This window comes from Litorivita pollutaquae (assembly GCF_003205515.1).
GTDB classification, from domain to species: domain Bacteria; phylum Pseudomonadota; class Alphaproteobacteria; order Rhodobacterales; family Rhodobacteraceae; genus Litorivita; species Litorivita pollutaquae.
Map to the genome: position 1 here is coordinate 124,792 of NZ_KZ826486.1, position 23,075 is coordinate 147,866.

General features: G+C 59.3%; 20 protein-coding genes. 7 read left to right on the plus strand and 13 right to left on the minus strand.

Annotation, left to right across the window (positions count from 1 at the left end; all coding sequences use genetic code 11):
- Positions 1-2: 2 nt before the first annotated feature.
- Genes DI396_RS11705 through DI396_RS11715 form a run of 3 tightly spaced genes read right to left on the minus strand, consistent with a single transcriptional unit; the run spans position 3 to position 2,898 of the window.
- Entirely contained in the window at positions 3-341 is a 339-nt protein-coding gene (locus tag DI396_RS11705) for a hypothetical protein (RefSeq protein WP_110796404.1), read from the minus strand.
- Positions 341-1,468, minus strand: coding sequence for an FAD-binding protein (locus tag DI396_RS11710; protein ID WP_407936312.1), 1,128 nt, complete (start codon positions 1,466-1,468; stop codon positions 341-343). Before DI396_RS11710 ends, DI396_RS11705 begins: the two co-directional genes overlap by 1 nt.
- Complete coding sequence (locus tag DI396_RS11715; RefSeq protein WP_110796405.1) at positions 1,465-2,898, minus strand: FAD-linked oxidase C-terminal domain-containing protein; 1,434 nt, start codon at positions 2,896-2,898, stop codon at positions 1,465-1,467. The genes DI396_RS11710 and DI396_RS11715 overlap by 4 nt, the downstream gene beginning before the upstream one ends.
- A gap of 164 nt (positions 2,899-3,062) precedes the next feature.
- Between DI396_RS11715 and DI396_RS11720 the strand changes: the two genes are divergently transcribed.
- Positions 3,063-3,803, plus strand: coding sequence for a DUF599 domain-containing protein (locus DI396_RS11720; RefSeq protein ID WP_110796406.1), 741 nt, complete (start codon positions 3,063-3,065; stop codon positions 3,801-3,803).
- Between the two features lie 36 nt (positions 3,804-3,839).
- Positions 3,840-4,229 (plus strand): hypothetical protein, encoded by a 390-nt coding sequence (locus DI396_RS11725; protein WP_235851850.1) that lies wholly within the window; start codon positions 3,840-3,842, stop codon positions 4,227-4,229.
- Between the two features lie 6 nt (positions 4,230-4,235).
- Here DI396_RS11725 and DI396_RS11730 read toward each other — a convergent pair whose 3' ends face one another.
- From DI396_RS11730 to DI396_RS11745, 4 genes are read right to left on the minus strand one after another with little or no spacing between them, the layout of a single operon-like run.
- Positions 4,236-6,326, minus strand: a complete 2,091-nt coding sequence (locus tag DI396_RS11730) for a hypothetical protein (protein WP_110796407.1) — start codon at positions 6,324-6,326, stop codon at positions 4,236-4,238.
- Between the two features lie 8 nt (positions 6,327-6,334).
- Positions 6,335-9,115, minus strand: coding sequence for a DUF4159 domain-containing protein (locus tag DI396_RS11735; protein ID WP_110796408.1), 2,781 nt, complete (start codon positions 9,113-9,115; stop codon positions 6,335-6,337).
- Positions 9,112-9,972, minus strand: a complete 861-nt coding sequence (locus DI396_RS11740; RefSeq protein ID WP_110796409.1) for a DUF58 domain-containing protein — start codon at positions 9,970-9,972, stop codon at positions 9,112-9,114. Before DI396_RS11740 ends, DI396_RS11735 begins: the two co-directional genes overlap by 4 nt.
- A 17-nt stretch (positions 9,973-9,989) precedes the next feature.
- Positions 9,990-11,018 carry an AAA family ATPase gene (locus tag DI396_RS11745; RefSeq protein WP_110796410.1) on the minus strand — a complete coding sequence of 343 codons (1,029 nt, stop codon included), beginning with the start codon at positions 11,016-11,018 and terminating at the stop codon, positions 9,990-9,992.
- Between the two features lie 69 nt (positions 11,019-11,087).
- Here DI396_RS11745 and DI396_RS11750 point away from each other — a divergent pair, with 69 nt between their 5' ends.
- A complete protein-coding gene (locus DI396_RS11750; protein ID WP_110796467.1) occupies positions 11,088-11,711 on the plus strand; it encodes a DUF1285 domain-containing protein in 624 nt (207 codons plus the stop codon).
- Between the two features lie 4 nt (positions 11,712-11,715).
- Positions 11,716-12,495, plus strand: coding sequence for a hydroxypyruvate isomerase family protein (locus DI396_RS11755; protein WP_110796411.1), 780 nt, complete (start codon positions 11,716-11,718; stop codon positions 12,493-12,495).
- A gap of 32 nt (positions 12,496-12,527) precedes the next feature.
- Here DI396_RS11755 and DI396_RS11760 read toward each other — a convergent pair whose 3' ends face one another.
- Positions 12,528-13,520 carry a cation diffusion facilitator family transporter gene (locus DI396_RS11760; RefSeq protein ID WP_110796412.1) on the minus strand — a complete coding sequence of 331 codons (993 nt, stop codon included), beginning with the start codon at positions 13,518-13,520 and terminating at the stop codon, positions 12,528-12,530.
- Positions 13,521-13,580: 60 nt separating this feature from the next.
- Positions 13,581-14,510 (minus strand): ABC transporter ATP-binding protein, encoded by a 930-nt coding sequence (locus tag DI396_RS11765; RefSeq protein ID WP_110796413.1) that lies wholly within the window; start codon positions 14,508-14,510, stop codon positions 13,581-13,583.
- An 87-nt stretch (positions 14,511-14,597) separates the two neighbouring features.
- On the opposite strand from DI396_RS11765, the gene DI396_RS11770 reads away from it, so the two are divergent.
- Together DI396_RS11770 and polA are read left to right on the plus strand one after the other, a co-directional pair.
- Positions 14,598-14,777: a zinc-finger domain-containing protein gene (locus DI396_RS11770; RefSeq protein WP_110796414.1), complete on the plus strand. Its 180-nt coding sequence runs from the start codon at positions 14,598-14,600 to the stop codon at positions 14,775-14,777.
- Positions 14,778-14,908: 131 nt separating this feature from the next.
- Positions 14,909-17,722, plus strand: a complete 2,814-nt coding sequence (gene polA, locus DI396_RS11775; protein ID WP_110796415.1) for a DNA polymerase I — start codon at positions 14,909-14,911, stop codon at positions 17,720-17,722.
- Positions 17,723-17,825: 103 nt separating this feature from the next.
- Here the strand turns inward: polA and DI396_RS11780 are convergent, their stop codons facing one another.
- Together DI396_RS11780 and DI396_RS11785 are read right to left on the minus strand one after the other, a co-directional pair.
- Positions 17,826-18,209, minus strand: coding sequence for an HIT domain-containing protein (locus tag DI396_RS11780; protein ID WP_110796416.1), 384 nt, complete (start codon positions 18,207-18,209; stop codon positions 17,826-17,828).
- A 14-nt stretch (positions 18,210-18,223) separates the two neighbouring features.
- Positions 18,224-19,801 carry a DUF5928 domain-containing protein gene (locus DI396_RS11785; RefSeq protein ID WP_110796417.1) on the minus strand — a complete coding sequence of 526 codons (1,578 nt, stop codon included), beginning with the start codon at positions 19,799-19,801 and terminating at the stop codon, positions 18,224-18,226.
- A 148-nt stretch (positions 19,802-19,949) separates the two neighbouring features.
- Between DI396_RS11785 and DI396_RS11790 the strand changes: the two genes are divergently transcribed.
- Complete coding sequence (locus DI396_RS11790; protein WP_110796418.1) at positions 19,950-20,768, plus strand: sulfotransferase family protein; 819 nt, start codon at positions 19,950-19,952, stop codon at positions 20,766-20,768.
- Positions 20,769-21,108: 340 nt separating this feature from the next.
- On the opposite strand, the gene DI396_RS11795 is transcribed toward DI396_RS11790, so the two are convergent.
- Positions 21,109-22,092 carry an adenosine kinase gene (locus DI396_RS11795; RefSeq protein ID WP_110796419.1) on the minus strand — a complete coding sequence of 328 codons (984 nt, stop codon included), beginning with the start codon at positions 22,090-22,092 and terminating at the stop codon, positions 21,109-21,111.
- Complete coding sequence (gene nth, locus DI396_RS11800) at positions 22,089-22,733, minus strand: endonuclease III (RefSeq protein WP_110796468.1); 645 nt, start codon at positions 22,731-22,733, stop codon at positions 22,089-22,091. Before nth ends, DI396_RS11795 begins: the two co-directional genes overlap by 4 nt.
- Between the last annotated feature and the right edge of the window lie 342 nt (positions 22,734-23,075).

Below are 23,075 nucleotides of genomic sequence, written 5' to 3' on the forward strand. Positions count from 1 at the left end.
CGTTATAGGGCCACCATTCTTGCAAGATAAAATCCGAACCACGGCAATGTGGTCGCCATCGCGCCAAGCGCATAGATCACCCGCGCCGATGACGGCAGGCGTGTGCGCAGGGCCTGCACCAACAAGGTCACCGCCGCGATCCACGCCAGCCACAACATCACCAATGTGGCGATTTGAGCCGTTTGCCCCGCAGCGCGCCCCATCAGGATCGACGCCGCAAGGGTCAGCCCCGCCGCCATCGTCCCCAATGACCAAAGCGCCACGCGTCCGCGCGATCGCCGCGCCAGCACAAAAAACACCGCCGGTCCGGCAACAAACGCGATGAGAAAAGACAGCAGCATTATCCCATCAGCCCCGCGTTCAATATGCCGCGCGGGTCAAACTTGCGCCGCAAGGCTGCGCTCAGCCGTGCAACACCCACCGATTCGGGTTGAAAGCGGGGCAAATCCATCGGTGCAGCACTGTGGATCAAGGTCACATGCCCTCGCATTTGGGCCGCAAGGGTTTGCAACGCAGAGTGCAAACCTGCAGCGCTGGCCATCGGCGCGCCGATCCAGATACGCCCGCCGCTCCAATCCATATGCGCAGAGGCATTTGCGCCATCCGGCAGTTGGCGGATCTGGGTCAGAAACTTCGGCGCGTCGCTGGGTCTCAGCGCGACACGCCACAGCGTTTGCGCATCCTCCATCACCGACAGATCACGCAGACCCGCCCAGATATCGCCGTCGCAGGCAACCACCGCGCCATAGTCGTGCAGTGCCGCGCGCAACGCCTTTGCGCGATAGGCAACCGAATCTTCAAACCCCTCGACGCGCACGAATGTCCGCCCGCCCTGTGCATCCAGATGCGCCGCAGCAGACACATCATAAGGCGTGCCCATCGCCGCCGACATCGCCGCAACCGCCCGCGTTGCATCAAGCCCCTTGATCTCCAGCGTTGCAGTGGCTTCGGGCTGCGGCAAGGTTTTAAGGCTGACCTCGCTGAGCACGCCCAATGTGCCATAGGCCCCCGCCATGAGTTTCACCAAATCATAGCCGGTGACATTTTTCATCACGCGGCCGCCGTTTTTGACGATCCGCCCCGCCCCGTCGACAAACCGCACCCCGAGCAGAAAATCACGCGCCGCGCCGACCTGCACGCGGCGCGGACCGCTGGCATTGCTGGCAAAGACCCCGCCGATGGTCGAGGCACCCGAAGCCCCCGTCACAACAGACAGATCATAGGGCTCAAACGCCAACATTTGCCCTTCGGCCTCAAGCGCCGCTTCGATCTCGGTCAGGGGCGTGCCCGCACCCGCAACCATGGTCAAAGCCCCCGGATCGTAGAGGCTGATCCCGCAAAGCCCCCGCGTTGACAAAACCTCGCCTGCGACCTGCATTCCGCGCGTACCGCCGCCTTGCACCGCCAATCCCCCGCTCGCATCGCGGATGGCTTCGGCAAGCTGCGCGTCGCTGTCGGGCCGCATCATCGGCCGCGCCTTGCATCCGAGGCGGACAACGGAAACACCTTGGCCGAGTTGAGCAACCACTTGGGGTCGAACACATCCTTGATCCGCATCTGCGCCTCCAAATCCGCATCGCTGTATTGATGGCCCATAAGGTCGCGTTTTTCGACACCGACGCCATGTTCACCGGTCAGGCAACCGCCGACCTCAACGCAAAGCTTGAGGATATCGGCGCCCATGGCCTCGCATTTCTCCAAATCACCGTCCTTGTTGGCATCAAACAAAATCAGCGGATGCATATTGCCGTCGCCTGCATGAAACACATTGCCGACGCCAAGCCCGTATTGATCCGACAATTCGCCAATCCGGCGCAAAACATAGGGCAATTCCGACACGGGGATCGTCCCGTCCAGACACATGTAATCGTTGATCTGCCCCATGGCGCCAAAGGCCGATTTGCGGCCGAGCCATATGCGCGCGCTTTCCTCGGCTGATTTGCTTTCGCGCAACTCCACCGGATTGTGCCGCTTGGCGATTTCGATGATCCGCGCCAGTTGTGCGTCAATTTCGGCTTCCGATCCTTCGACCTCGATAATCAAAAGCGCCTCGCAATCGGGGTATCCGGCCTTGGCGAAAGCTTCAGTCGCGCGAATGCAGGGGCGGTCCATGAATTCAATCGCCACGGGTAGAACACCGGCCTTGATGATGTCCGACACGCAGGCTCCCGCGACCTCGTTGCTGTCATACCCGATCAGAACCGGCCGTGCGCCTTCGGGTTTGGGCAAGATGCGCAAGGTTGCTTCAGTCACCACCCCGAGTTGCCCTTCGGAGCCGCAAATCACCCCCAGCAAATCCAATCCGCCCGCATCAAGATATCCGCCGCCGATCTCAATGATCTCGCCATCCATCATCACCATGGTCACGCCCATCAGGTTGTTCGTCGTCACACCGTATTTGAGGCAATGCGCCCCGCCGGAGTTCATCGCAATATTGCCCGCGATGGCACAGGCAAGTTGGCTCGACGGGTCGGGGGCGTAGAAAAAACCGTCTTGTTCCACCGCGCCGGTGACGCTCAAATTCGTGCGTCCGGTTTGGACGCGGATCAAGCGATTGGCGTAATCGGTTTCAAGCACATCATTCATCCGCGCCACGCCCAAAATCACACTGTCCGCCGTGGGCAAAGCCCCCCCCGCCAAAGACGTGCCCGCCCCGCGCGGCACCACCGGTACGCCCATCTCGTGACAGATCTTCAACGCCGCCGAAACCTCGGCAGTTGTGCCGGGCAAAATCGCCACCAGAGGCGCGCATTTATAGGCCGTGAGCGCGTCACATTCATAGGCGCGCGTCTCCATCGGGTCATCAATCACCGCGCCCTCGGGCAGAACCGCGCGCAACCGCACCACCAAATCACGTTTCGAAGCCAAAACCGCAGGATCGACATCGGGCATTTGCATCGGCAGGCTCCTCCTGAGATCCGCATCACAACCTTGCCAGAAAGACATTTACAGCCGCAAGGGGGCGTAGGCCCGCAGCCACCGGCACATATGGGACTATTGGTAAGTTTATATTACCAATATTGCCGCATGACAAGAGCCCGCACCACAGGCTATGACACAGTATGAACTGGACAGACCGCCTCTCGCTTTTTGCCCCGATCGATTATTTCGCCGTCTGCGTGCTCTTTCTGGTGTGGATGTTGATCGGTTGGCGCATTGAACACCCATCCAGAACGCGCCCTTCTGTGTCCGTTCTCATGGCGCAATACCGCCGCGAGTGGATGCGCCAATTGGTGACGCGCCAGCCGCGTATTTTCGATGCACAAACGCTTGCCACCCTGCGCGAAGGCACGTCGTTTTTCGCCTCGGCGGTGATGATTGCCATTGGCGGCGGTCTGGCGATAATTGGCAATTCCGAGCGCCTCGTCGGGGTCGCAAATGATCTCACGCTAGAAAGTGATCCGGCCATTGTTTGGGAAATCAAGCTGATGGTAACGCTGGTGTTTCTTGCCAATGCATTTTTTAAATTCGTCTGGTCGCATCGCCTGTTCGGCTATTGTCTCGTGCTCATGGCCGCCGTGCCCAATGATACGGCAGACGCCAATGCCTTGCCCCGCGCCGCCAAAGCCGCCGAGATCAATATCACCGCCGCGCGCGGGTTCAATCGCGGACTGCGGTCGATCTATTTTGCCCTTGGCACGACTGCTTGGCTGTTGGGTGCCTACGCCCTTCTGGCGGCGACGATCTTCACAGTTTTGGTGCTGTGGCGGCGTGAGTTCGCTTCGCATTCCCGCGCGGCCGTCATGGGCGACAGTGACGGCATGGGCCATGCTGCACATTCAAAAAACCACACTACATCGTGATCTCCCGCGCGGCACAAATCTACTAGGCTGCCCCCTATGAAGAATGACACCCCCCGCCTTGGCCTATGCGCCTTACCGTCTTTTGTAATCGCTCTGTCGACATGGGCTGGCGCGGCGTGGGCCGATCCGCCCGACATCACCTCGGTCACCGCCCAGCGCAGCGCCGCGATGGGGTGGCGGTTCGACGTTACCCTATCGCATCCCGATACCGGATGGGACCATTACGCCAATGGGTGGCAGGTCGAATTGGCGGATGGCACCGTGCTTGGCGCACGCGAACTGCACCACCCGCACGTGGATGAACAGCCCTTCACTCGCAGCCTTTCAAGCGTCATGCTGCCTGATGGCACGCGGCAGGTGTTCATTCGCGCACATTGTTCAAAAGACGACCATAGTGTAGCGGTCGCGGTAGAAGTTGCTCCCTAAACCGCCCTATCGCCGTCCTTCGCGCAGCCATCCGGCAAGGATCAACCCCGAAGCCATGAGCAGCACAAGCCAAACCGGCAGCAGCGGAATTTGCTTAAGCGACAGGGTCTCATAGGCCCCGCGTGGCGTCAGTCCGATCCATCCACGCCCCGCCGCAGGCCGCCCTGTCCGCACTTCGCGCACCATCGGAAGCCCATCGGACAGACGCAAAATGCCGCCGCGCTGCGCGGCAATCACCGGCGCAAGCGCCTCGCCCGTAGCAATGGTTTCCTCGAATTCCTTTGGTGCGGCCGGGCCAAGCCCGGCAACGATGCTCAAATCCCCCTCACTGATCCGGTAAAGCCCGATCTCCGGCCCCTCATAGACCGCCTCAAACCGCCCCTCGGCGCTTTGCGTCAAGGGCACCTCGACCTCGTCCCCGGACGGGGTGACCACCACCGCCGGGCCAACGCGCTCGCCCAAGGTCCGCCGGACAATCCGCAAGCTTTGCCCTTCGGCATCCGCGACAAGCGCTTCTTCCTCAAGCTCGGGCTCTTTCATCATCCAATGCGCCAACCGTTTCAGCAATCCGGCCTGTGGCCCGCCGCCTTCGAATCCCCGATCCCAAAGCCATGCCTGATCCGACGCCAAAAGCGCCACACGGCCTTCGCCCACACGGTCAAGAACCAGCAACGGCCGATCTTCGACGCCGCTCATCACCGTGGTGCCGGACAAAGCCTCGACCTCGACCTGCCGAAGCCAGCGCCCCCAAGGCGCGGTTTCCTCGCTTACCTCACGGCCCTCGGCCCGCTGGTGCTCTGCGGCATCCTTGATCAACCCCGCAGTCACCGGATGACGCGCGCCAATCTCGGTCACGGTGGGCAGATACCCCTGCTCGATCACGCGCGCCGAAGGTCGTGCCGGCACGATCGGCGCCAAGGGGGATCGATAAATGCTGTCAGCACTGGCAAAATCCGGCCCCGCCGCAATCAATACTGCGCCGCCGCGTCGCACATAATTGGCAACGTTCTCAAGATACAGTGATGGCAACAATCCGCGCCGTTTGTAGCGGTCGAAAATAATCAAATCAAAATCATCGACCTTTTCCAAAAACAGCTCGCGCGTTGGAAAGGCAATGAGAGACAATTCCGCCACCGGCACCCCATCTTGTTTTTCCATCGGACGCAGAATGGTGAAATGCACGAGATCGACAGAGCTGTCTGATTTTAACAGATTGCGCCATGTGCGTCCGCCCGGATGCGGCTCTCCGCTGACCAGCAGCACCCGCAAACGATCCCGCATGCCGTTGATCTGCACAAGCGCGGCATTGTTGCGCGCCGTCAATTCGCCCGCCACTTCGGGGACCGAAAAACGGATCACATTGCGTCCGCCGTGTTCCAATGTGATCGGCAATTCGATTGCCTGTCCAATCGGCAGGGAAAACCGTTGCGGGGCGGCCCCATCGACAGCAATATCCAACGGTGCCGAGCGCGCGCCTTCGGGCGCCGCGCCGCTGTCTTCGATCCGCAGTTTCAACGTCACCGGCTCGCCCAAAATCGCAAATGCTGGCGCGGCCTCGACAATCAGCCGGCGATCCCAATCGTCAGGCCTGCCTGACAACAACACATGCATCGGGGCGGGCAATTCCGGCGCACGGTCCAAATCATGCACCCTCCCGTCCGACAGCGCCACAATCCCGGCAATACGTCCGCGCGGCTCTTCGGCCAAGGCCTCCGCCAATGCGCTCATCAACCGGGTGCCCTCGTCGCCTTGCCCGTCCGGCACGGTGATCCGCCGCACCTCGGTATTGCCACGCGCCGCAAGCCGCGCCGCCAGTTCATCCGCCGCCGCAGAGGTCTGCGCGGCCCGATCTGCTAGATTTTGACTGGCGCTGTCATCTTCGAGCAACAGCACAATATCGGTGAGCGCCGCGCGATCCTCGCTTTGCATCACCGGCCCGGTGAGCGCCGCCAAGATCACCGCAGCGCCCGTCCCGCGCAACGCCCATCCGGCCAAGCCGCGCCAAAGCGCCAAAACAACAATGCCCCCGCTCAGGAGCGCCAAAAACACGATCAAGGCCCAAGGCACCAGAGGATCAAACAGAATAGTTGTGGTCATGCCGCCCCTCATTGCCCCAACCGGTCCAACAAGGCTGGCACATGGACCTGATCGGATTTGTAGTTTCCGGTCAGCACATACATCACCAAATTCACTCCAAAACGATGCGCCAATTCCCGCTGCCGCTCGCCGGCAAACCCGCGCCCGACCGGATAAAGTGGCGCGCCATTTTCATCGATCGCCCATGCAGCGGCCCAATCATTGCCCCCGATCACCACCGGAGACACCCCGTCATTGAGATTGCGGAACGGCATGCCTTCGATTTTTTCGGCATCCGCAGGCGCCGCTTCGACCCATACTTCGCGGCTGGCCCAACGCCCCGGGAAATCTTGCAGCAAGTAAAACGCCCGGGTGAGAACATGATCGCCGGGCAAAGGCTCCAGCGGCGGAATGTCCAAAGGCGCGGCCAGTTGTTGCAATTTGCGACCTGTGGGGCTGGCGCTGCCATAGCGTGCGATATCGGCGTCACGCGTATCAAACACGATCATCCCCCCCGCGCGCAAATACCGGTTGAGCCGCGCATAAGCTGCATCAGACGGCTGCGATTGCACCGACGTCACGGGCCAATAAAGGAGAGGGTAGAAGGCCAGCTCATCGGCCTCCAAATCCACCCCTCTGGGCGGTGCCGGCTCGACCGAGGTCCGAAAATACAAGGTTTCCGACAGGCCCAAAAGCCCCGCCCGCGCGGTGGCATCAATGCCTCTATCGCCGGTGATCACATGCGCGAGAACAATTTCAGCAGAGGCATCAATCGCTGCGATGTCATCTTGCGCGCGCGCCGCGTGTGGGCCACCCATCACCGCTGACACAGCCAGTGCACCAAGGATCACGGCGGCTTTGCCCATCCGGGGCCGCGCCGATATGAGCCGCCCAGACACAGCCAAAGAGGCCACCACATCCGCCGCCAAAGCCAATAGCGCCAGCGCCAGAAGCCACCCGCCCAAAGGTACCGCAGGTCGCCGCGCCAATCCGATCACGGTCGCCGTCGCGGGCCATGTCGCAGCCTCAAGCGCCGCGTCGCGCGGCAATACACTGCGGGCGATACGGCGATCCGCGCCTTCGTAAATTCCCGGATGTAAATCACGCCCCAAGGGCGCCGCCATCAAATCCGCTCCGTCCACTCCGGCCAAGGTCGCGGCATTGCTGATCCGGCCAAAGGCATCCAGAACCTGCACCGGCTGCCATGTGGTTCCGGCCAAAATTTCGGCTTCGGGCGCGGCCATCGCAGAGAGCACCGCGAGCCGTTCCAGCATTTCGACAAAAAGCCCCGTGAGCGGCAGGGTCGACCAATCGGCATTTGCCGTAACGTGGAACAAGATCACCTGCCCCGCGCCCAAAGATTTACGCGTCACCAAAGGCGTGCCATCGCCCAACGCCGCAATCACGCGCGCCGCCAATTCGGGATCGGGCTGCGCCAGCACCTGCGCCGACACGGTCACGTCCTCGGGGATATCCAACCCCGCAAAGGGGCTATCGTCCGAAAAGGGTGCCAGAGTTTTCGGCTCGCCCCAACTCATCGCGCCGCCAACCGCCCGTCCACCTGCGCGCAACCGCACCGGCATCAAGGGATCTTCGGTGTCGCGGCTGACATCGCTGCTGGCCAAACGCGGCCCGGCAAAGCGCAGCAAAAGCCCCCCGCGCTCGACCCATGCGGTCAATTCCGCCGCCTCCGCCGCCGCCAGTGTCGCCACATCAGCCAGAATGATCACATCAGGATTAGCGGGCAGAACATCAACCAAATCGCCTTCGATCATATCGGCAGATGGCTCTAACGCGCGGTCAAGATAGTGGCGGGGTGACAATAATTCCATGCCTTCGCGGGCGCGCCCGCCGCCGATAATCGCGATCTCGCGGCGGTGCAGGCTGTCATCCGACAAGCCCACGGCCCCCGCGCTGCGCTGCCCCTCGATCTCGAACCGAGTCACCCGGGCGCGCAGTTCGGACGGCAGGCTCAACTCCGCTTCCGCCTCCATCGCGCCACTCTCGAAAACCATGGGAACACGGGCCAAAATTTGTGGGTTGCCGGCAGGATCAAACCCGTGCACCGCCACGGAAACCTCACGCATACCCTCATCCCCACTGCGCAGCGCCCGTAAAGACACCCCCGCCCCATTAGGCACAGCAGGCGTGAGGCCAAGCACCTCGCCTGCGCTTTGATAAACGGTCACTTCGCCACGCGCCTCCAACGCAGCAAGGAGCACCGCGCGGCCCGCACGATCCAATCCGTCCGACATCCAGATGCTGTCGAAATCCTCATCCGGCAAGGCGGCAATCGCCGCCTCGGCATCGCCGGTTTGCGGCGTCCAGGGCAGGGGCACCATGCTGCCAATCCGGCGCTTGAGGTCCGCCGCAGGTGCAAACCGAACGCCCTGCGCCACATCCGTCAACCGCAGGTAGGCCGCGCGGCGCCCGTCGCGCGCCGCCTCGTCTAGAATGTCTTCAAGCAAGGCCGATTGCGCGGTCCAGTCTGCCGCGCTCGCCCAAGTGGCGTCCAACACCACCAACAAAGGCGCGCGACTTGGGGCGGCGTCCGGACTGCGTGGGTTCAATACCGGCCCCGCCAGCCCGATGATCATCGCCGCAACCGCCAACATTCGTAAGAGCATCAACCACCACGGCGTGCGATCCGCGACGCTATCGCTATCGGTCAAGCCCAGCAAAAGCGCCACGCCCGGAAACCTGCGGCGCACCGGCGCGGGCGGCACCGCGCGCAAGATGATCCACAGGACCGGCAAAGCCACCAACGCGGCCAATAGCCACGGCGCAGAAAACCCCAATGCGCCGATCATACCGCCCCCCGATCCAGCGCGCGATAGAGCCAAAGCAGCGCCGCTTGCGCGCTATCGGATGTGTGATGGGTGCGAAATTGCCATCCGGTCAAGGCACAAAGATCGGCCAATTCGGATTTGCGCGCCGCCAATCGTTCAAGATACCGCCCCCGCAGATCCCCCGCTTTGAGGGTCTCATGCGCCACCGTGCCGCCGATGCTTTCGAAAATCGTGCGGCCACGGTAGGGAAATGCCTCTTCGGCGGGATCAAGCACCTGCAAAAGCACCCCGCGCACACCGCGATCTGCGGCTTTGGTCAGTGCAGTTTTGACCCCGGACACATCGCCCATGAAATCCGAAATAAAAACGGCCCGCGCATTGGGGATCATCGCGCGGCTTTCCGGCACGCCGAAATCCTCTGCATCGACTTGCGAGAAAAATTCGGCCAATCGCCAAATCTGGTTCTTGCCGCGCCGTGGCGGCAACAACGTGCCGGTCAACCCCACACGTTCGCCGCCGCGCACCAACAGCACCGCAATCGCCAAAGCCAACACCCGCGCACGGTCGATTTTCTCGGGATGATCATCCGCAGATGTGAATTGCATCGACGCCGCCTGATCAATCCAGAGCATCAAGCTTTGCGCAATTTGCCATTCGCGTTCGCGCACAAATCGTTCATCGCCGCGCGCCGAGCGGCGCCAATCAATCATCCGCGTAGAATCGCCCTGCTGTTCGGGGCGGTATTGCCAAAAATCATCCCCCATACCCGCGCGTCTGCGGCCATGATCGCCCAATAGAACCGTCCCCGCCAATTGCTCGGCCCGCGCCAGCAAAGGCGGGAAACGCGCGGCCTCTGTTTCGGCGCGCGCGCGCAACATTTGAGGGACGGCATCGCTCACGCGGCGGCCTCGCTCCGGCTGAGCCGTGCGGCCGTTTCTGCAATCAGATCCGGCAAGCTGTCACCGCGCGCCCGCGCGGCAAAATTCAGCGCCATACGGTGAATCAAAACCGGTTCGGCCATGGCGATCACATCCTCCGCCGAAGGTGCCAAACGTCCGCCAAGCATCGCCCGCGCCCGCACCGTCATCATCAACGCCTGCGCCGCGCGCGGCCCCGGCCCCCATGCCACGGTGTCGCGCACCCTGTCCGATGCCGAGGGATCATCAGGACGGAAGGCCCGCACCAGATCAAGGATCATTTCGACCACGCTTTCACCCACCGGCATTTGCCGCAATAAATCCTGCGCTGCGAGCAATTCTGCCCCCGTAAACACAGCATGGGCGTCGGTTTCGGTCACGCCCGTGGTCGACAGCAAGATATCCCGCTCTGTATCGCGGTCGGGATAGGCGACGTTGATTTGCACCAAAAACCGGTCGAGCTGCGCCTCCGGCAAAGGATAAGTGCCCTCTTGCTCAATCGGGTTTTGTGTCGCAAGCACATGAAACGGCTTGCCCAACGCGCGATCCTCGCCCGCCACGGTCACACGCTTTTCCTGCATCGCCTGCAGCAAGGCCGATTGCGTGCGCGGGCTGGCGCGGTTGATCTCGTCGGCCATCAGCAATTGGCAAAACACCGGTCCGGGCACGAACCGGAAATTGCGCGTGCCGTCTTTGGCCGTTTCCAACACCTCCGACCCGAGGATATCGGCGGGCATCAAATCGGGCGTGAATTGAATGCGCGACCCGTCAAGCCCCATAACCGTGCTGAGCGTTTCAACAAGCCGTGTTTTGCCCAGACCCGGCAAACCGATCAACAAGGCATGACCGCCGCATAAAAGCGCCGAAAGCGTCAGGTCCACAACTTGCTCCTGACCGATGAACCGCGCCGTGATCGACGCCTTGGCCTCGGCAAGCTTTGCCTCCAACGCTTCGATCTGCGACACCAAATCAGACGGATCAATCGGGGCAGTCGTCGTAGCAGACATGGCAAAACTCCTCAGTGGCCTATATGCTTTGTTGTAACTGTATCGTGCAAACTGCAAATGACAAAAGCAATGAGGGGACAAAATACCGTGACCGAGACCAAAGCAGCCCCATCCGCCGAGGGTATCGCCGCCGCCGCGCGCGCCGCCTCCGGCACATCGGGAACCAAAAAACGCGGGCTTCCGCCTGTGCATCTGTGGAATCCGCCGTTTTGCGGCGATCTGGACATGCGCATCGCGCGGGACGGCACATGGTTTTATTTGGGCACGCCGATCGGCCGGCCCGAGTTGGTAAAACTGTTTTCCACCATTTTGCGCCGCGATGGCGACGATTATTTTTTGATCACCCCGGTGGAAAAGGTTGGAATCACCGTCGATGACGCGCCTTTCGTGGCGGTGGATTTCACCGCGACCGGCACTGGACGCGATCAGGTTTTGACCTTTGAAACCAATTTGGGCGAAACCGCCGTGGCCGGCCCCGAACACCCGATCCGCGTAGAGCGCGACGAAGATGGCGAACCTTCGCCCTATGTTCTGATCCGCTCGAACCTCGAAGCGCTGATCGACCGCAAAAGTTTTTACCGCCTTGTCGAGATCGGTTCTCGCGAGAACATTGGCGACACCTTGTGGTTCGGGCTCTGGTCGGGCGGCGAATTTTTCCCCATAATCCCGAGCGACGAGTTGCCCGAGGACTGAACCGATGCCTAAATTCGCCGCCAACCTGTCCTTTCTGTTCAAGGAAGGCCCGTTTATCGAGCGGTTCTCGGCGGCCATGGCGGCGGGTTTTGACGCGGTCGAGGTGTTGTTCCCTTATGACACCCCTGCCAAGGACATCATCGAAGTGCTGCGCATCACCGGGTTGCCCTTGATTTTGATCAATACACCGCCGCCCAATTACACCGGCGGCGCGCGCGGTTTTGCGGCCACGGTGGGCGGCGAAGAACGCTTCCAACATGATTTTCGCCGCGCCTTGCGCTTTGCCGATGCGCTTGGTGCGCGACATGTGCATATCATGGCGGGAGAGGCCGACGGCGGCGCCGCGCATGACACATTTGTGGCCAACCTGACATGGGCCGCAGAGTTCGCCGCCAAGAAATCACCGCAGCGCAGCCTGACGATCGAGCCGATCAACACCACGGATATGCCCGGCTATTTTCTCAATGATTTTGATCAGGCCGCCGAGATTTTGGATCAGGTGGGCGCGCCCAATCTGGGCCTGCAATTCGATGCCTATCACGCCCATAAAATCACCGGTGATATGCCCGCCACATGGGCCAAACACGGTGCGCGCGCCGTGCATATCCAAATCGCCGATCCTGACGGACGCCGCGAACCCGTGGCCGGTGCAATCGACTATCCCGCGTTTTTTGCGCAGCTCGATGCCGAAGGCTATGCCGGATATGTCAGCGCAGAATACACCCCGCGCACATCCACCGATGCGGGATTGAAATGGCTCAAGGCCGCCAAAACCGCAGCCTAGGGGGCAAGGGCCATAAGGCCAGCGCGCCCAACCTAATGCCCGATCAAAGGCGCTTCTTTGCAGCCCGCGCCGTCGCGCTCGACTTCAAGCGTGCTGTGCAGGATCGCAAAGCGCTCGAACAACTGCGCTTTGATCCGGTCTTTTATCTCTTGCGGGTCGGTCCCCTCGGTGATCACCACATGGGCCTCTAATGCAGTCTCATGCTCTTGCATCCGCCACAGATGCAGGTGGTGCAAATCCGAAACCCCCTCAGTGGCGCGCAGGGCTGTGATCACCTCGTCCAAGGCCGTATCTTCGGGCGCGCCAAGCATCAAGATCCGCACCACCGGCCCGACCTCTCGCCCCGCATGCCACAGGATATATCCGGCGATCAGCAGCGTGATCAAGGGATCCACCAACCGCCAGTCATAGAGCAAAATCAACGTGCCCCCGATGATCACAGCCACCGAGCCGAGCGCATCCGCCACATTATGCAAAAACGCCGCGCGGATATTGACGCTATCGCGGGCCATGCGCATCACCAACAGCGCCGTAATCGTGTCGATGATCAAGGCCACACCGGCAACCACCACGACGATCCATCCCTCGACCTGCGCAGGATTGAACAATCGCTCGACACCCTGCGCCGCCAAATACAGCGCGACGATGATCAAAGTGGTGTAGTTGATCAAGGCCGCCACCACCTCGGCGCGGCCATACCCGAACGTCATTTTTGCATCCGCAGGCCGCCGCCCGATCTTGCGTGCAAAAAAGGCGATGATCAACGACAGCGCGTCAGACAAATTGTGAATGGCGTCCGCGACCAAGGCCAAAGAGCCGGAAATCACCCCTGCGATGATCTGCACCGCAGTCAACAGAAGGTTTACCGCCACCGCCGCCTGCATACGGCGATCCCCTTCTTTGATCTGCGGATGATGGTGGCCGTGATGGGAACGGCTCTGGCCACCGTGATCATGGTCTAAACGGTCCTGATCCGGGCGGCCCTGATCTGAACGGTCGTGGTCTGGGCGATGATCGTGCGGCATTGAAAGGGCCCTTATGGTTCCGAGCCAAGCCTACGCCTCCGCCGGACAAAACCCAAGAGCCTAGCGGCTGCGCGTCAGATCAAGGAACACATCCTCCAGATCCGCCTGTTCGGTCTTCACATCCGAAATCGAAATGCCCGCCGCATGCACCGCTTGCAACACTTGATCCGCTGTTGTGGTTTTGGAATTATAGTTCAAGGCAATGGCCCCGCCTGCGCGTTGCTCAACCGTGATTCCCGCCGCATCAGGCAAGGTTTCGGGCGGCACCGAGGGTTGGATCACCATGGTTTTTGCATCCAGCGACCCCAGAAGATTCGCCGTGGTGTCGCGCGCCACCACTTCGCCGTGGTTGATGATGGCAATCTCGTCGCACATTTCTTCGGCCTCTTCGAGGTAATGCGTGGTCAGAATGATGGTCATGCCTTGGCGGTTCAATTTGCGCACGTTTTCCCAAAGCATCTGGCGCAGCTCGATATCCACACCTGCCGTGGGTTCATCAAGGACCAGAATATGCGGGTGATGCACCAGAGCCTTGCCAAGCAACAGCCGCCGCCGCATCCCGCCCGACAGAGTGCGCGCATAGGCTTCGGCCTTATCTTCGAGGCCGATCATCTTCAAAATGCCGTCGCTGTCGCGGTCCTTTGCGGCCACGCCATAAAGTCCCGCCTGCACCTCAAGCGCGCCGCGCGGGGTGAAAAACGGATCAAGGTTCAACTCTTGCGGCATCACCCCGATCGAGGCCCGCGACATGCGCGGATTTTCATCCTGATCAAAGCCCCAGATTTTCACCTTGCCCTCACTCTTGAGCACCAGCCCGGCCAAGATATTGATCAAGGTAGATTTGCCCGCGCCATTGGGCCCGAGCAAACCAAAAACCGACCCCTGCGGGATATTCAAATCGATCCCCTTGAGCGCCTCTTTCTCCGGCTCGCCCTTGCTGCCGCGATAGATTTTGCGCAAGCCGCTGATCTCGATTGCATTGGATGTCATGGCGCTCTTGCTCCTGCTCGCTGCTTCGCTCATATTCGCGAGGTAATTCATAGCCTGCCATTCGGCAACCGAAAGAAGGAAACCGCGATGACCATCGAGGCCCCCGAAACCATAATTGTTGACACCTACAAAGTCGCCTGCGACGGCGGTGACATCGCCGGTGGGCATCCGCGCGTGTGGCTGCAAATTCCGGCTGACACCGGATTTGTCGAATGCGGCTATTGTGATGCGAAATACGTCCATAAGGATTTCGAAGGCAAAGCTTAACGCCTTTGGCGCGCTGCGACCAACGGCCCGTCACAAGCGCACCCGCCCTCATTTTGCATATTGCCCGCTGGAAGAATGGCGGAAAACGTGGCACTGAGACCCGTGAAGCTGCGCGGATGTGAGGATAGGATATGAGCTTGAATTTCGGGAAGGGATGCCACCTGCATCTGATCGACGGATCGGCCTTTATCTTTCGTGCCTATCACGCTCTGCCGCCGCTGACGCGCAAATCCGACGGGCTGCCCATCGGCGCCGTGGCGGGGTTTTGCAATATGCTGCAAAAATACATCGAGGAAGACAACGGTCCCGATGCGCCCACCCATGCGGCGGTGATCTTCGACAAGGGCAGCCATACGTTTCGCAATGATATGTATGACCTCTACAAAGCCAACCGCGATGCGATGCCCGAAGATTTGCGCCCGCAAATGCCACTCACGCGCCGCGCCACCGAAGCGTTTAACATCGCCTGCGAAGAGCTTGAAGGCTACGAGGCCGATGACATCATCGCCACGCTGGCCGTTCAGGCCCGCGAAGCGGGCGGGCGCGTCACCATCATCTCGTCGGATAAGGACCTGATGCAATTGGTTGGCGGCGGGATTGAAATGCTTGATGCAATGAAAAACCGCCGCATCGACGTCGAAGGCGTCGAAGAGAAATTCGGCGTCGGCCCCGACCGCGTTGTCGATGTGCAAGCCTTGGCCGGTGACAGCGTCGATAACGTCCCCGGTGCGCCCGGTATCGGGATCAAGACCGCCGCATTGCTGATCAACGAATATGGCGATCTGGAATCGCTGCTCGACCGCGCCGAAGAAATCAAACAACCCAAGCGTCGCCAGACCCTGATCGAGCACCGCGCGCAGATCGAATTGTCGAAAAAACTGGTGCAGCTCGACTGCAATACGCCGCTGGAATTCACGCTCGATGATCTCGAAGTGCGCGACCCCGAGCCCGACGTTTTGCTGCCCTTCCTGACAGAAATGGAGTTTCGCACCCTATCGAAACGCGTGGCCGACCGGTTTGGCCGAGAGGCCCCCGAAATCCAATCCGGCCCCGCGACCCCCAACGCCACCGATGCGCCCAGCACCCCCGAGCAGCCCGATTTCGCCGATGCGCACTATGAATGCGTCCGCGATATGGCGGCGCTCGAAACATGGATCGGGCAGATCCGCAAACGCGGCTATGTCGCCGTCGACACCGAGACCACGGGCCTGAACGAGATGCGTGTTGATCTCGTCGGCATCTCGCTCTGTGTTGAGGCAGGCCATGCCTGCTATATCCCGCTGATCCACCGCGAAGGCGCCTCGGATGACCTCTTTGCCGAGGACAAATTGGCCGATGGGCAATTGCCAATTGCCGATGTTCTGGCGGCCCTGAAACCGGTTCTGGAGGATCCGGCGATCCTCAAGATCGGGCAGAACATGAAATATGACGCCAAGATTTTTGCGCGCAACGGAATAGACATCGCCCCCATCGACGACACGATGTTGATCTCTTATGCCCTGCATGCCGGGTTGCACGGGCATGGCATGGACACGCTGTCCGAACGGTACCTCGACCATACGCCGATCCCGATCAAACCACTGCTTGGGTCGGGCAAATCGGCACGCACGTTTGATTTGGTGCCCATCGACGAAGCGGTTCCCTACGCTGCCGAAGATGCCGATATCACCCTGCGCCTTTGGCAAACATTGAAACCGCGCTTGCATGCGGCCAAAGTCACCCGTGTTTACGAGAGGTTGGAACGCCCATTGGTGCCCGTATTGGCCGAAATGGAAATGCATGGCGTCAAAGTGGACCGTGATACGCTTTCGCGCATGTCCAACGCCTTTGCCCAAAAAATGGCGGGGCTTGAGGCAGAGATTCACGCCTTGGCTGGTCGCAGCTTCAACGTCGGATCGCCCAAGCAGCTGGGCGAGATTCTTTTTGACGAGATGAGCCTTGAGGGCGGTAAAAAAGGCAAAACAGGCGCCTATGCCACCGGCGCCGATGTGCTCGAAGACCTTGCCGCAATGGGCCATGAGTTGCCCGCGCGCGTGCTGGATTGGCGCGGCCTCAGCAAGCTCAAATCCACCTATACCGACGCGCTGCAAGAACATATCAATCCCGAGACGGGGCGCGTCCATACTTCATATCTCATCGCCGGGGCCAACACCGGACGCCTCGCGTCGTCGGACCCGAACCTGCAAAATATTCCCGTACGCTCCGAAGACGGCCGCCGCATCCGCGAAGCCTTTATCGCAGATGAGGGGAAAACCCTGATTTCGCTCGATTACAGCCAGATTGAATTGCGTATCCTTGCTCATATCGCGAATATAGACGCGCTAAAGCAGGCCTTCCGCGACGGTCAGGACATCCACGCGATGACCGCATCGGAAATGTTCGACGTGCCGCTGGACGAGATGACACCGGAGATTCGCCGCCAGGCCAAAGCCATCAATTTCGGCGTGATCTATGGCATCTCCGGCTTTGGCCTTGCGCGCAACCTACGCATTCCGCGCAGCGAGGCGCAGGGCTTTATTGACCGCTATTTTGAACGTTTCCCCGGCATCAAACAATATATGAGCGACACCACCGAATTTGCCAAAGAGCACGGATTTGTGCGCACCCTTTTTGGGCGCACCATCCACACGCCGGAGATTGCCGCCAAAGGCCCCCGCGCCGGGTTTGCCAAACGCGCCGCAATCAACGCGCCCATCCAAGGCACCGCCGCCGACATCATCCGCCGCGCGATGATCCGCATGCCGGACGCCATCAACGATCTGCCGTGCAAAATGCTGCTACAGGTCCACGATGAATTGATTTTCGAAGTCGATCACAGCGCAGCGGATCAATTGATCGATGTGGCGCGCACGGTAATGCAAAATGCCGCCGATCCTGTGGTAAAACTCGACGTGCCGCTCATCGTAGATGCCGGCCGAGGCGCCAACTGGGCCGAGGCGCATTAAAGAAACAAAAACTTTCAGGCCTTCGGCGAGGATATTTCAGGAAAGCAGAAAGCGCGCAGCTCTTCTGCTTTCTCTGATGATCTCCGCCGGAGGTCGGGCGTTTTTACTCGGCTTTTTCCAACATCCGGCCCAAGCGGCGCCCGCCCATGATATGCATATGCAAATGCGGCACCTCTTGGATCCCTGCCTCGCCAGCATTTGAAATCGCGCGGAAGCCGCCAAAACCTGCGCCTGGTGCCACTTCCATGATCCGGCACACTTCACCGATCGCACGGGTGAAATCGACAATCTCGGCATCCGTGGCGCTGTCGGCGAAATGATCATAGGTCACATATGGCCCTTTGGGGATCACCAAAACATGCACGGGCGCCTGTTCGGAAATGTCATGGAATGCCAAGCTATGCTCGGTTTCCAGAATTGTCTTATTGGGGATTTCTCCGCGCAGGATTTTAGCGAAAATGTTTTGATCATCATAGACATAAGCCATGCGTGTCCGTTCCTTTAGTCAGTAAACAAATGTGGCGTTTGAGCGATAGCATGGGCTTTGTCCGGCGCGATGGCAAGGAAATCAGCCAGCGGTTTGGTATTTTCTTCCGGGCTGGCCGTTTGCCGGATACGGTACAAATATTCGAACCCTGCCGCGCGGATATGATCGCGTTCATAGATCATATCATTGCGGATGGTCGGCAACAGCCGATCCAGCGTCTCGGGCGAGGTTTGCTCGCCTGCCAATCCAACCCGTTTGGCATGGCCAACCAGATAATCGTCATCAAACACGCATTCGACATCCAAAATCCGCGTGGCCGAACGGTCGGCATTGAAATCCTGCATCAACTCGACGTTGGACGGATCGAGGCAGATGATAAGTTGATCCGTATCATAGTAATCAAACAACATCCGCATCAGGGCCCGGCGATGCCGGGTGCGCTTGCCCAAGGTGGATTGTATACCGCCCAAATCCGGTAGCTCGGTGCTTTCTTCATTAAAGAGATATTCAATCGCCGGCACATTGGTCACCTGCCGGATTCCACTCAACAACCGTTTGGCCACATGCCATTTCTTGCACACCACGATCATCAACTCGCGTTCGCGGCCAAAGGTGCTTTCGGTCTCCCAAAACCGTGTGGCAAAGCGCCGCCCGATACGGCCGCGCCCGGTGAGAAATTTAAACAGGCTGCGCCCTTCGTTGGAGACTTTGAACTCAACGCCTTCGGTTGCGTAAAGCCGCCCGAGGCGCCGCTTCAATTCATCAGCTTCGGCGCTGATCTTGCGGGCAAAGAGGAAATCCTGACCGAGTAACAGGTCATAGTGATCATTATAAAACGTCACCGGCATGCCATAATCGGTAAACATCAAGAACGTCAGCGTGCGATTTTCAATCTCGTTTTCCGGTACCAGATGGCGCACCAAGGTTTGGAAAAACGTTTCGTCGGGAATCCAGGTGGTGCGAAAGAACCGCATGACATCGCGGCGCTGTTTGGTGAATTCGAGGATCCACTCGATCGTCCGCCGGCGTAGGCACCACCATTGGCTGCCGATCATCATTTGCAAATCATGCGGCACATCGCGTTTGAGGCCAAGCCGCCGCTGCACATTCATAGAGGTATAGAACAATCGTTTATGCATGCGTTCATTGAAAAAATGACGGTAGGTCAGCCGCTCTTCTTTGATGCCGGTTTTGATCCAATCACTGTCGAAATAATCAACGCTCTCGATGTAATCGCAGTCACGCCTGTCGAGGAATTCATGCACGTATTCCGCCGACTTAATTGCCATACAATCGCCCGACAGCATATAAAAATTCGTGGCGCGCGGAAAGGCGTCGACCGCGGCCTCAACGGCATAAAGGGTCGCCTGTACAAGGCTCCATTCCCCCCATCCGCATTTGATCCGTGTACGCGCAAAGGTCACATTGGGGTTGTCGCCCAAAGCATCGCGAATTTTTTGGAAATCTTCGGGTTTGGCGCGAGCGTCAAAATGGATCGACATCACATCGCCCACCGCAGTCAACCGCTCCGCCTGCTTGATAATGGCGTCGGGATCCTTGTGACACAAAAGAATGAAGGCGATTTTTGCCATACCGGAAACCAATAGCCTCTATTTACGCAGATTGTTTACCTTGATAGAGGTGAACAAGCGTTGAATAAACCGTAATTCTCTGCTTTTTTAGTGAGATAGTAACTGCGGTCGCGGAAAAAAGCCGCAGAGCGATTGGAGACAGCACTTTATGGGTTTTCCCGGAACATGGATGACGGAGAGCGAAAGCGTTGTCTATCGCGTGGTGCCGAAATGCGCTTGCTCGACCATTGGGCAAATCATGCATTACTCCGATCACGGCCGGTTTTTCGACGGCGATATTCATGACGCCCAAGAAGGGTTGCATAAATGGGCGCTGGAGCAAAGCCAGCCAAAGATCGAAGCGAATGTAACCGCACATAAATCCTATGCCTTCACCTGTGTGCGCAATCCGTACACGCGCATCTTGTCGTCCTTTTTCGACAAGATTTGCGGGATTCAACGCAACGGCAAACGCTACCGTGGGAATCTGGTGCCGCTCTTGATCCAAAAATACGGGATCGACGTGGGTGGGCCGGACGGTCAGGACGAGTTTGACCAGATCCAAAGCTTTCGCCGGTTTTTGCTGTTCGCCCGCGATAGCATCCGGTGGCGCCGCCCGATGGAGCCCGACATTCATTGGTCGGCCATGGCGGGGCATATCTCGACCTTTATTATCAATGGCGGTCACTACGATAAAATATTCTGGACCGAGCGCTTTAACGACGGGATGCAAGACGTTCTCGATGCGATCGAAACACCCCATGCCGTCGACCTAGAAAACATTCCGCGGTTCAACGAAAGCGAAGGCCACGGGCCAAAACGCGCCCATCCGGTCGAGGACTATTTTGACGATCTGTCGATGCATTTGGTCTATGAAATCTACAAGAAAGACTTCTTGCTGTTTCAATATGATGCAGAAGATCCGTCAAACAAAATGCCGGTGGGCGAGATCGACCTCGATGAGGTGCATGCCAAGCTCGGAGACTGAGCGGCACGGCTCCTATGGCCGTCACCTTCGGCAAAGCGCCCCCGCAAGTTTAGGTGATTTTTCTGCATTCCGGTAACGCGCTGTTAATGCTGGCTCCGCTACATACGACATAGGGAACAGGCGGAAGCGCCGATGACCCTGCAAGGCAGATCCTTCACGGGACTGCCTTGGCCCTCCAGAAGACTGCACGTGCGCAGAATGCCGCGTGGTGCCATTGCGCAAAATGCCTATGGCAAAATGATACGGGAAACCCGTATCTTTACAAATCAAATGGCGCGGGGCGAGGCGGAAAGCCTTTCCCCGCGTTTTTTGTGCGATATCAGCTGGGTCGCATGTGCAATTAAGACAACCCGGCGGTGCGGAACAACGCCTTGAGATCGGCCTCAGGCCGCGCGCCATAATGGCCGATGACTTCCTGCGCCGCGACGCATCCCATCCGGCCCGACACCTCTAGCGATTGATCTGTGGCCAGACCATAAAGAAAACCGGCGGCGAATTGATCGCCCGCGCCGGTGGCATCAACCACTTTGACCGGGGTGACCGGCACCGTGGCTTCCTCGTCGCCGCGCACCAACACCACATCGGACCCGCCACGCGTGCACACAACAAGACCCGCCTCGCGCGCCGCCTGTTCAAGCGCCGAGGAGAGATCGGTTTGATAAAGCGATTCCCATTCGTGCTCATTGCCGATGACATAATCGAGATCTTTGACCAAACGCCGGAAATCATCGCGGTGACGATCGACGCAAAACGGATCAGAGAGAGAAATCCCCGCCATGCCGCCGCCGGTTTTGCACGCCTTGGCAGCCGCCTCAAACGCGGTCTTGCCCTTGTCTTTATCGTAAAGATATCCCTCAAGGAACAGCAGCGCCGCCGCTCCGGCAACTTCATCGGAAACGTCGTCGGGGCCAAGGTCTGCGGAAATGCCGAGATAGGTGTTCATAGATCTCTCGCCATCGGGCGAGACAAAGATCATCGAGCGCGAGGTTGGCAAATCGCCGCCCTGCACCGGCGGGTTGACGAAATCCGTGCCGCCTTTGGCCATTTCATCGGCGTAAAACCGGCCCAGCGCATCATCGTGGACGCGCCCGATGAACCCCGTGGTCAGACCCAGATTACCCAACCCTGCCAGCGTATTGGCGACCGAACCGCCGGGCGCCTGCACCCGTTCTTTCATGGCGTCATAGAGCATCTCGCCACGCGCCTTTTCGATCAGCGTCATGATGCCCTTTTCAATCCCCATCAGATCGAGAAAGCTATCGTCTGCGGGGCTGATCACATCGACAACCGCATTCCCGATTCCGACGACTTGGTATTTATTCATAGGTTCTTTTCCTCAAATTCACACAGGTCGCGTATCAGACACGTCCCACAAAGTGGTTTACGCGCCTTGCAAGTGTATCGTCCGTGCAAGATCATCCAGTGATGCGCGTGGCGTTGGAATTCGGCAGGGATTTGATCTTCGATGGCCCGTTCGACCACGACGACATCTTTGCCGGGGCAGACGCCGGAGCGGTTGCCGAAACGAAAGATATGGGTATCGACGGCCTGCGCTGGCATGCCCCACCACATATTGAGCACCACATTGGCGGTCTTGCGCCCGACACCGGGCAGCGATTGCAATGCCGCACGGCTTGACGGGACCTCGCCGTCATAGTCGCGGACCAAAATCTCGCTCAACTTCATGACATTCTTGGCTTTTTGCCGGAACAAACCAATGGTTTTTATATGCTCCGTCAACCCATCCAGGCCCAGATCAAGCATTTTTTGCGGCGTATCCACGATCTTGAATAACTTTGCCGTGGCTTTATTGACCCCCACATCCGTTGCCTGCGCCGACAGGGCCACCGCCACCACCAAGGTATAGGCATTGGTGTGGTCCAGCTCGCCTTTCGGCTCTGGCTCCGCTTCTGCAAAGCGCGAGAAAATCTCGTAGATGGTATGATAATCAAGTTGCTTGGCCATGATCGCTCTATGCCCGCCCTGCCCGCGCATGACAAGTTGCATGACGCGGCAAACCAAGCTTAGGGACAGTTCGGTGCGATTAGTGTTATAGCTTTCGGGGGGCTGATCCGACGTTTCTGGCCCTGATTAGGCTTTTGCCCACAAAGTGAGCGGGGCATCGGAATACATCTGAGGCGATGACGCCAATGCCGCGCCTCATTTCCGGGTTTGTACCCGACACGATTTTGATAATCGCTGCGGATAAAACCCTATCTCTTGCCGCATAACCTCCGCCTGCGATCTCGGCCATTGCGCAATATTCGGGTCGCGTGGCATTAACGCTACGGCTAGGGTCGTGTCATC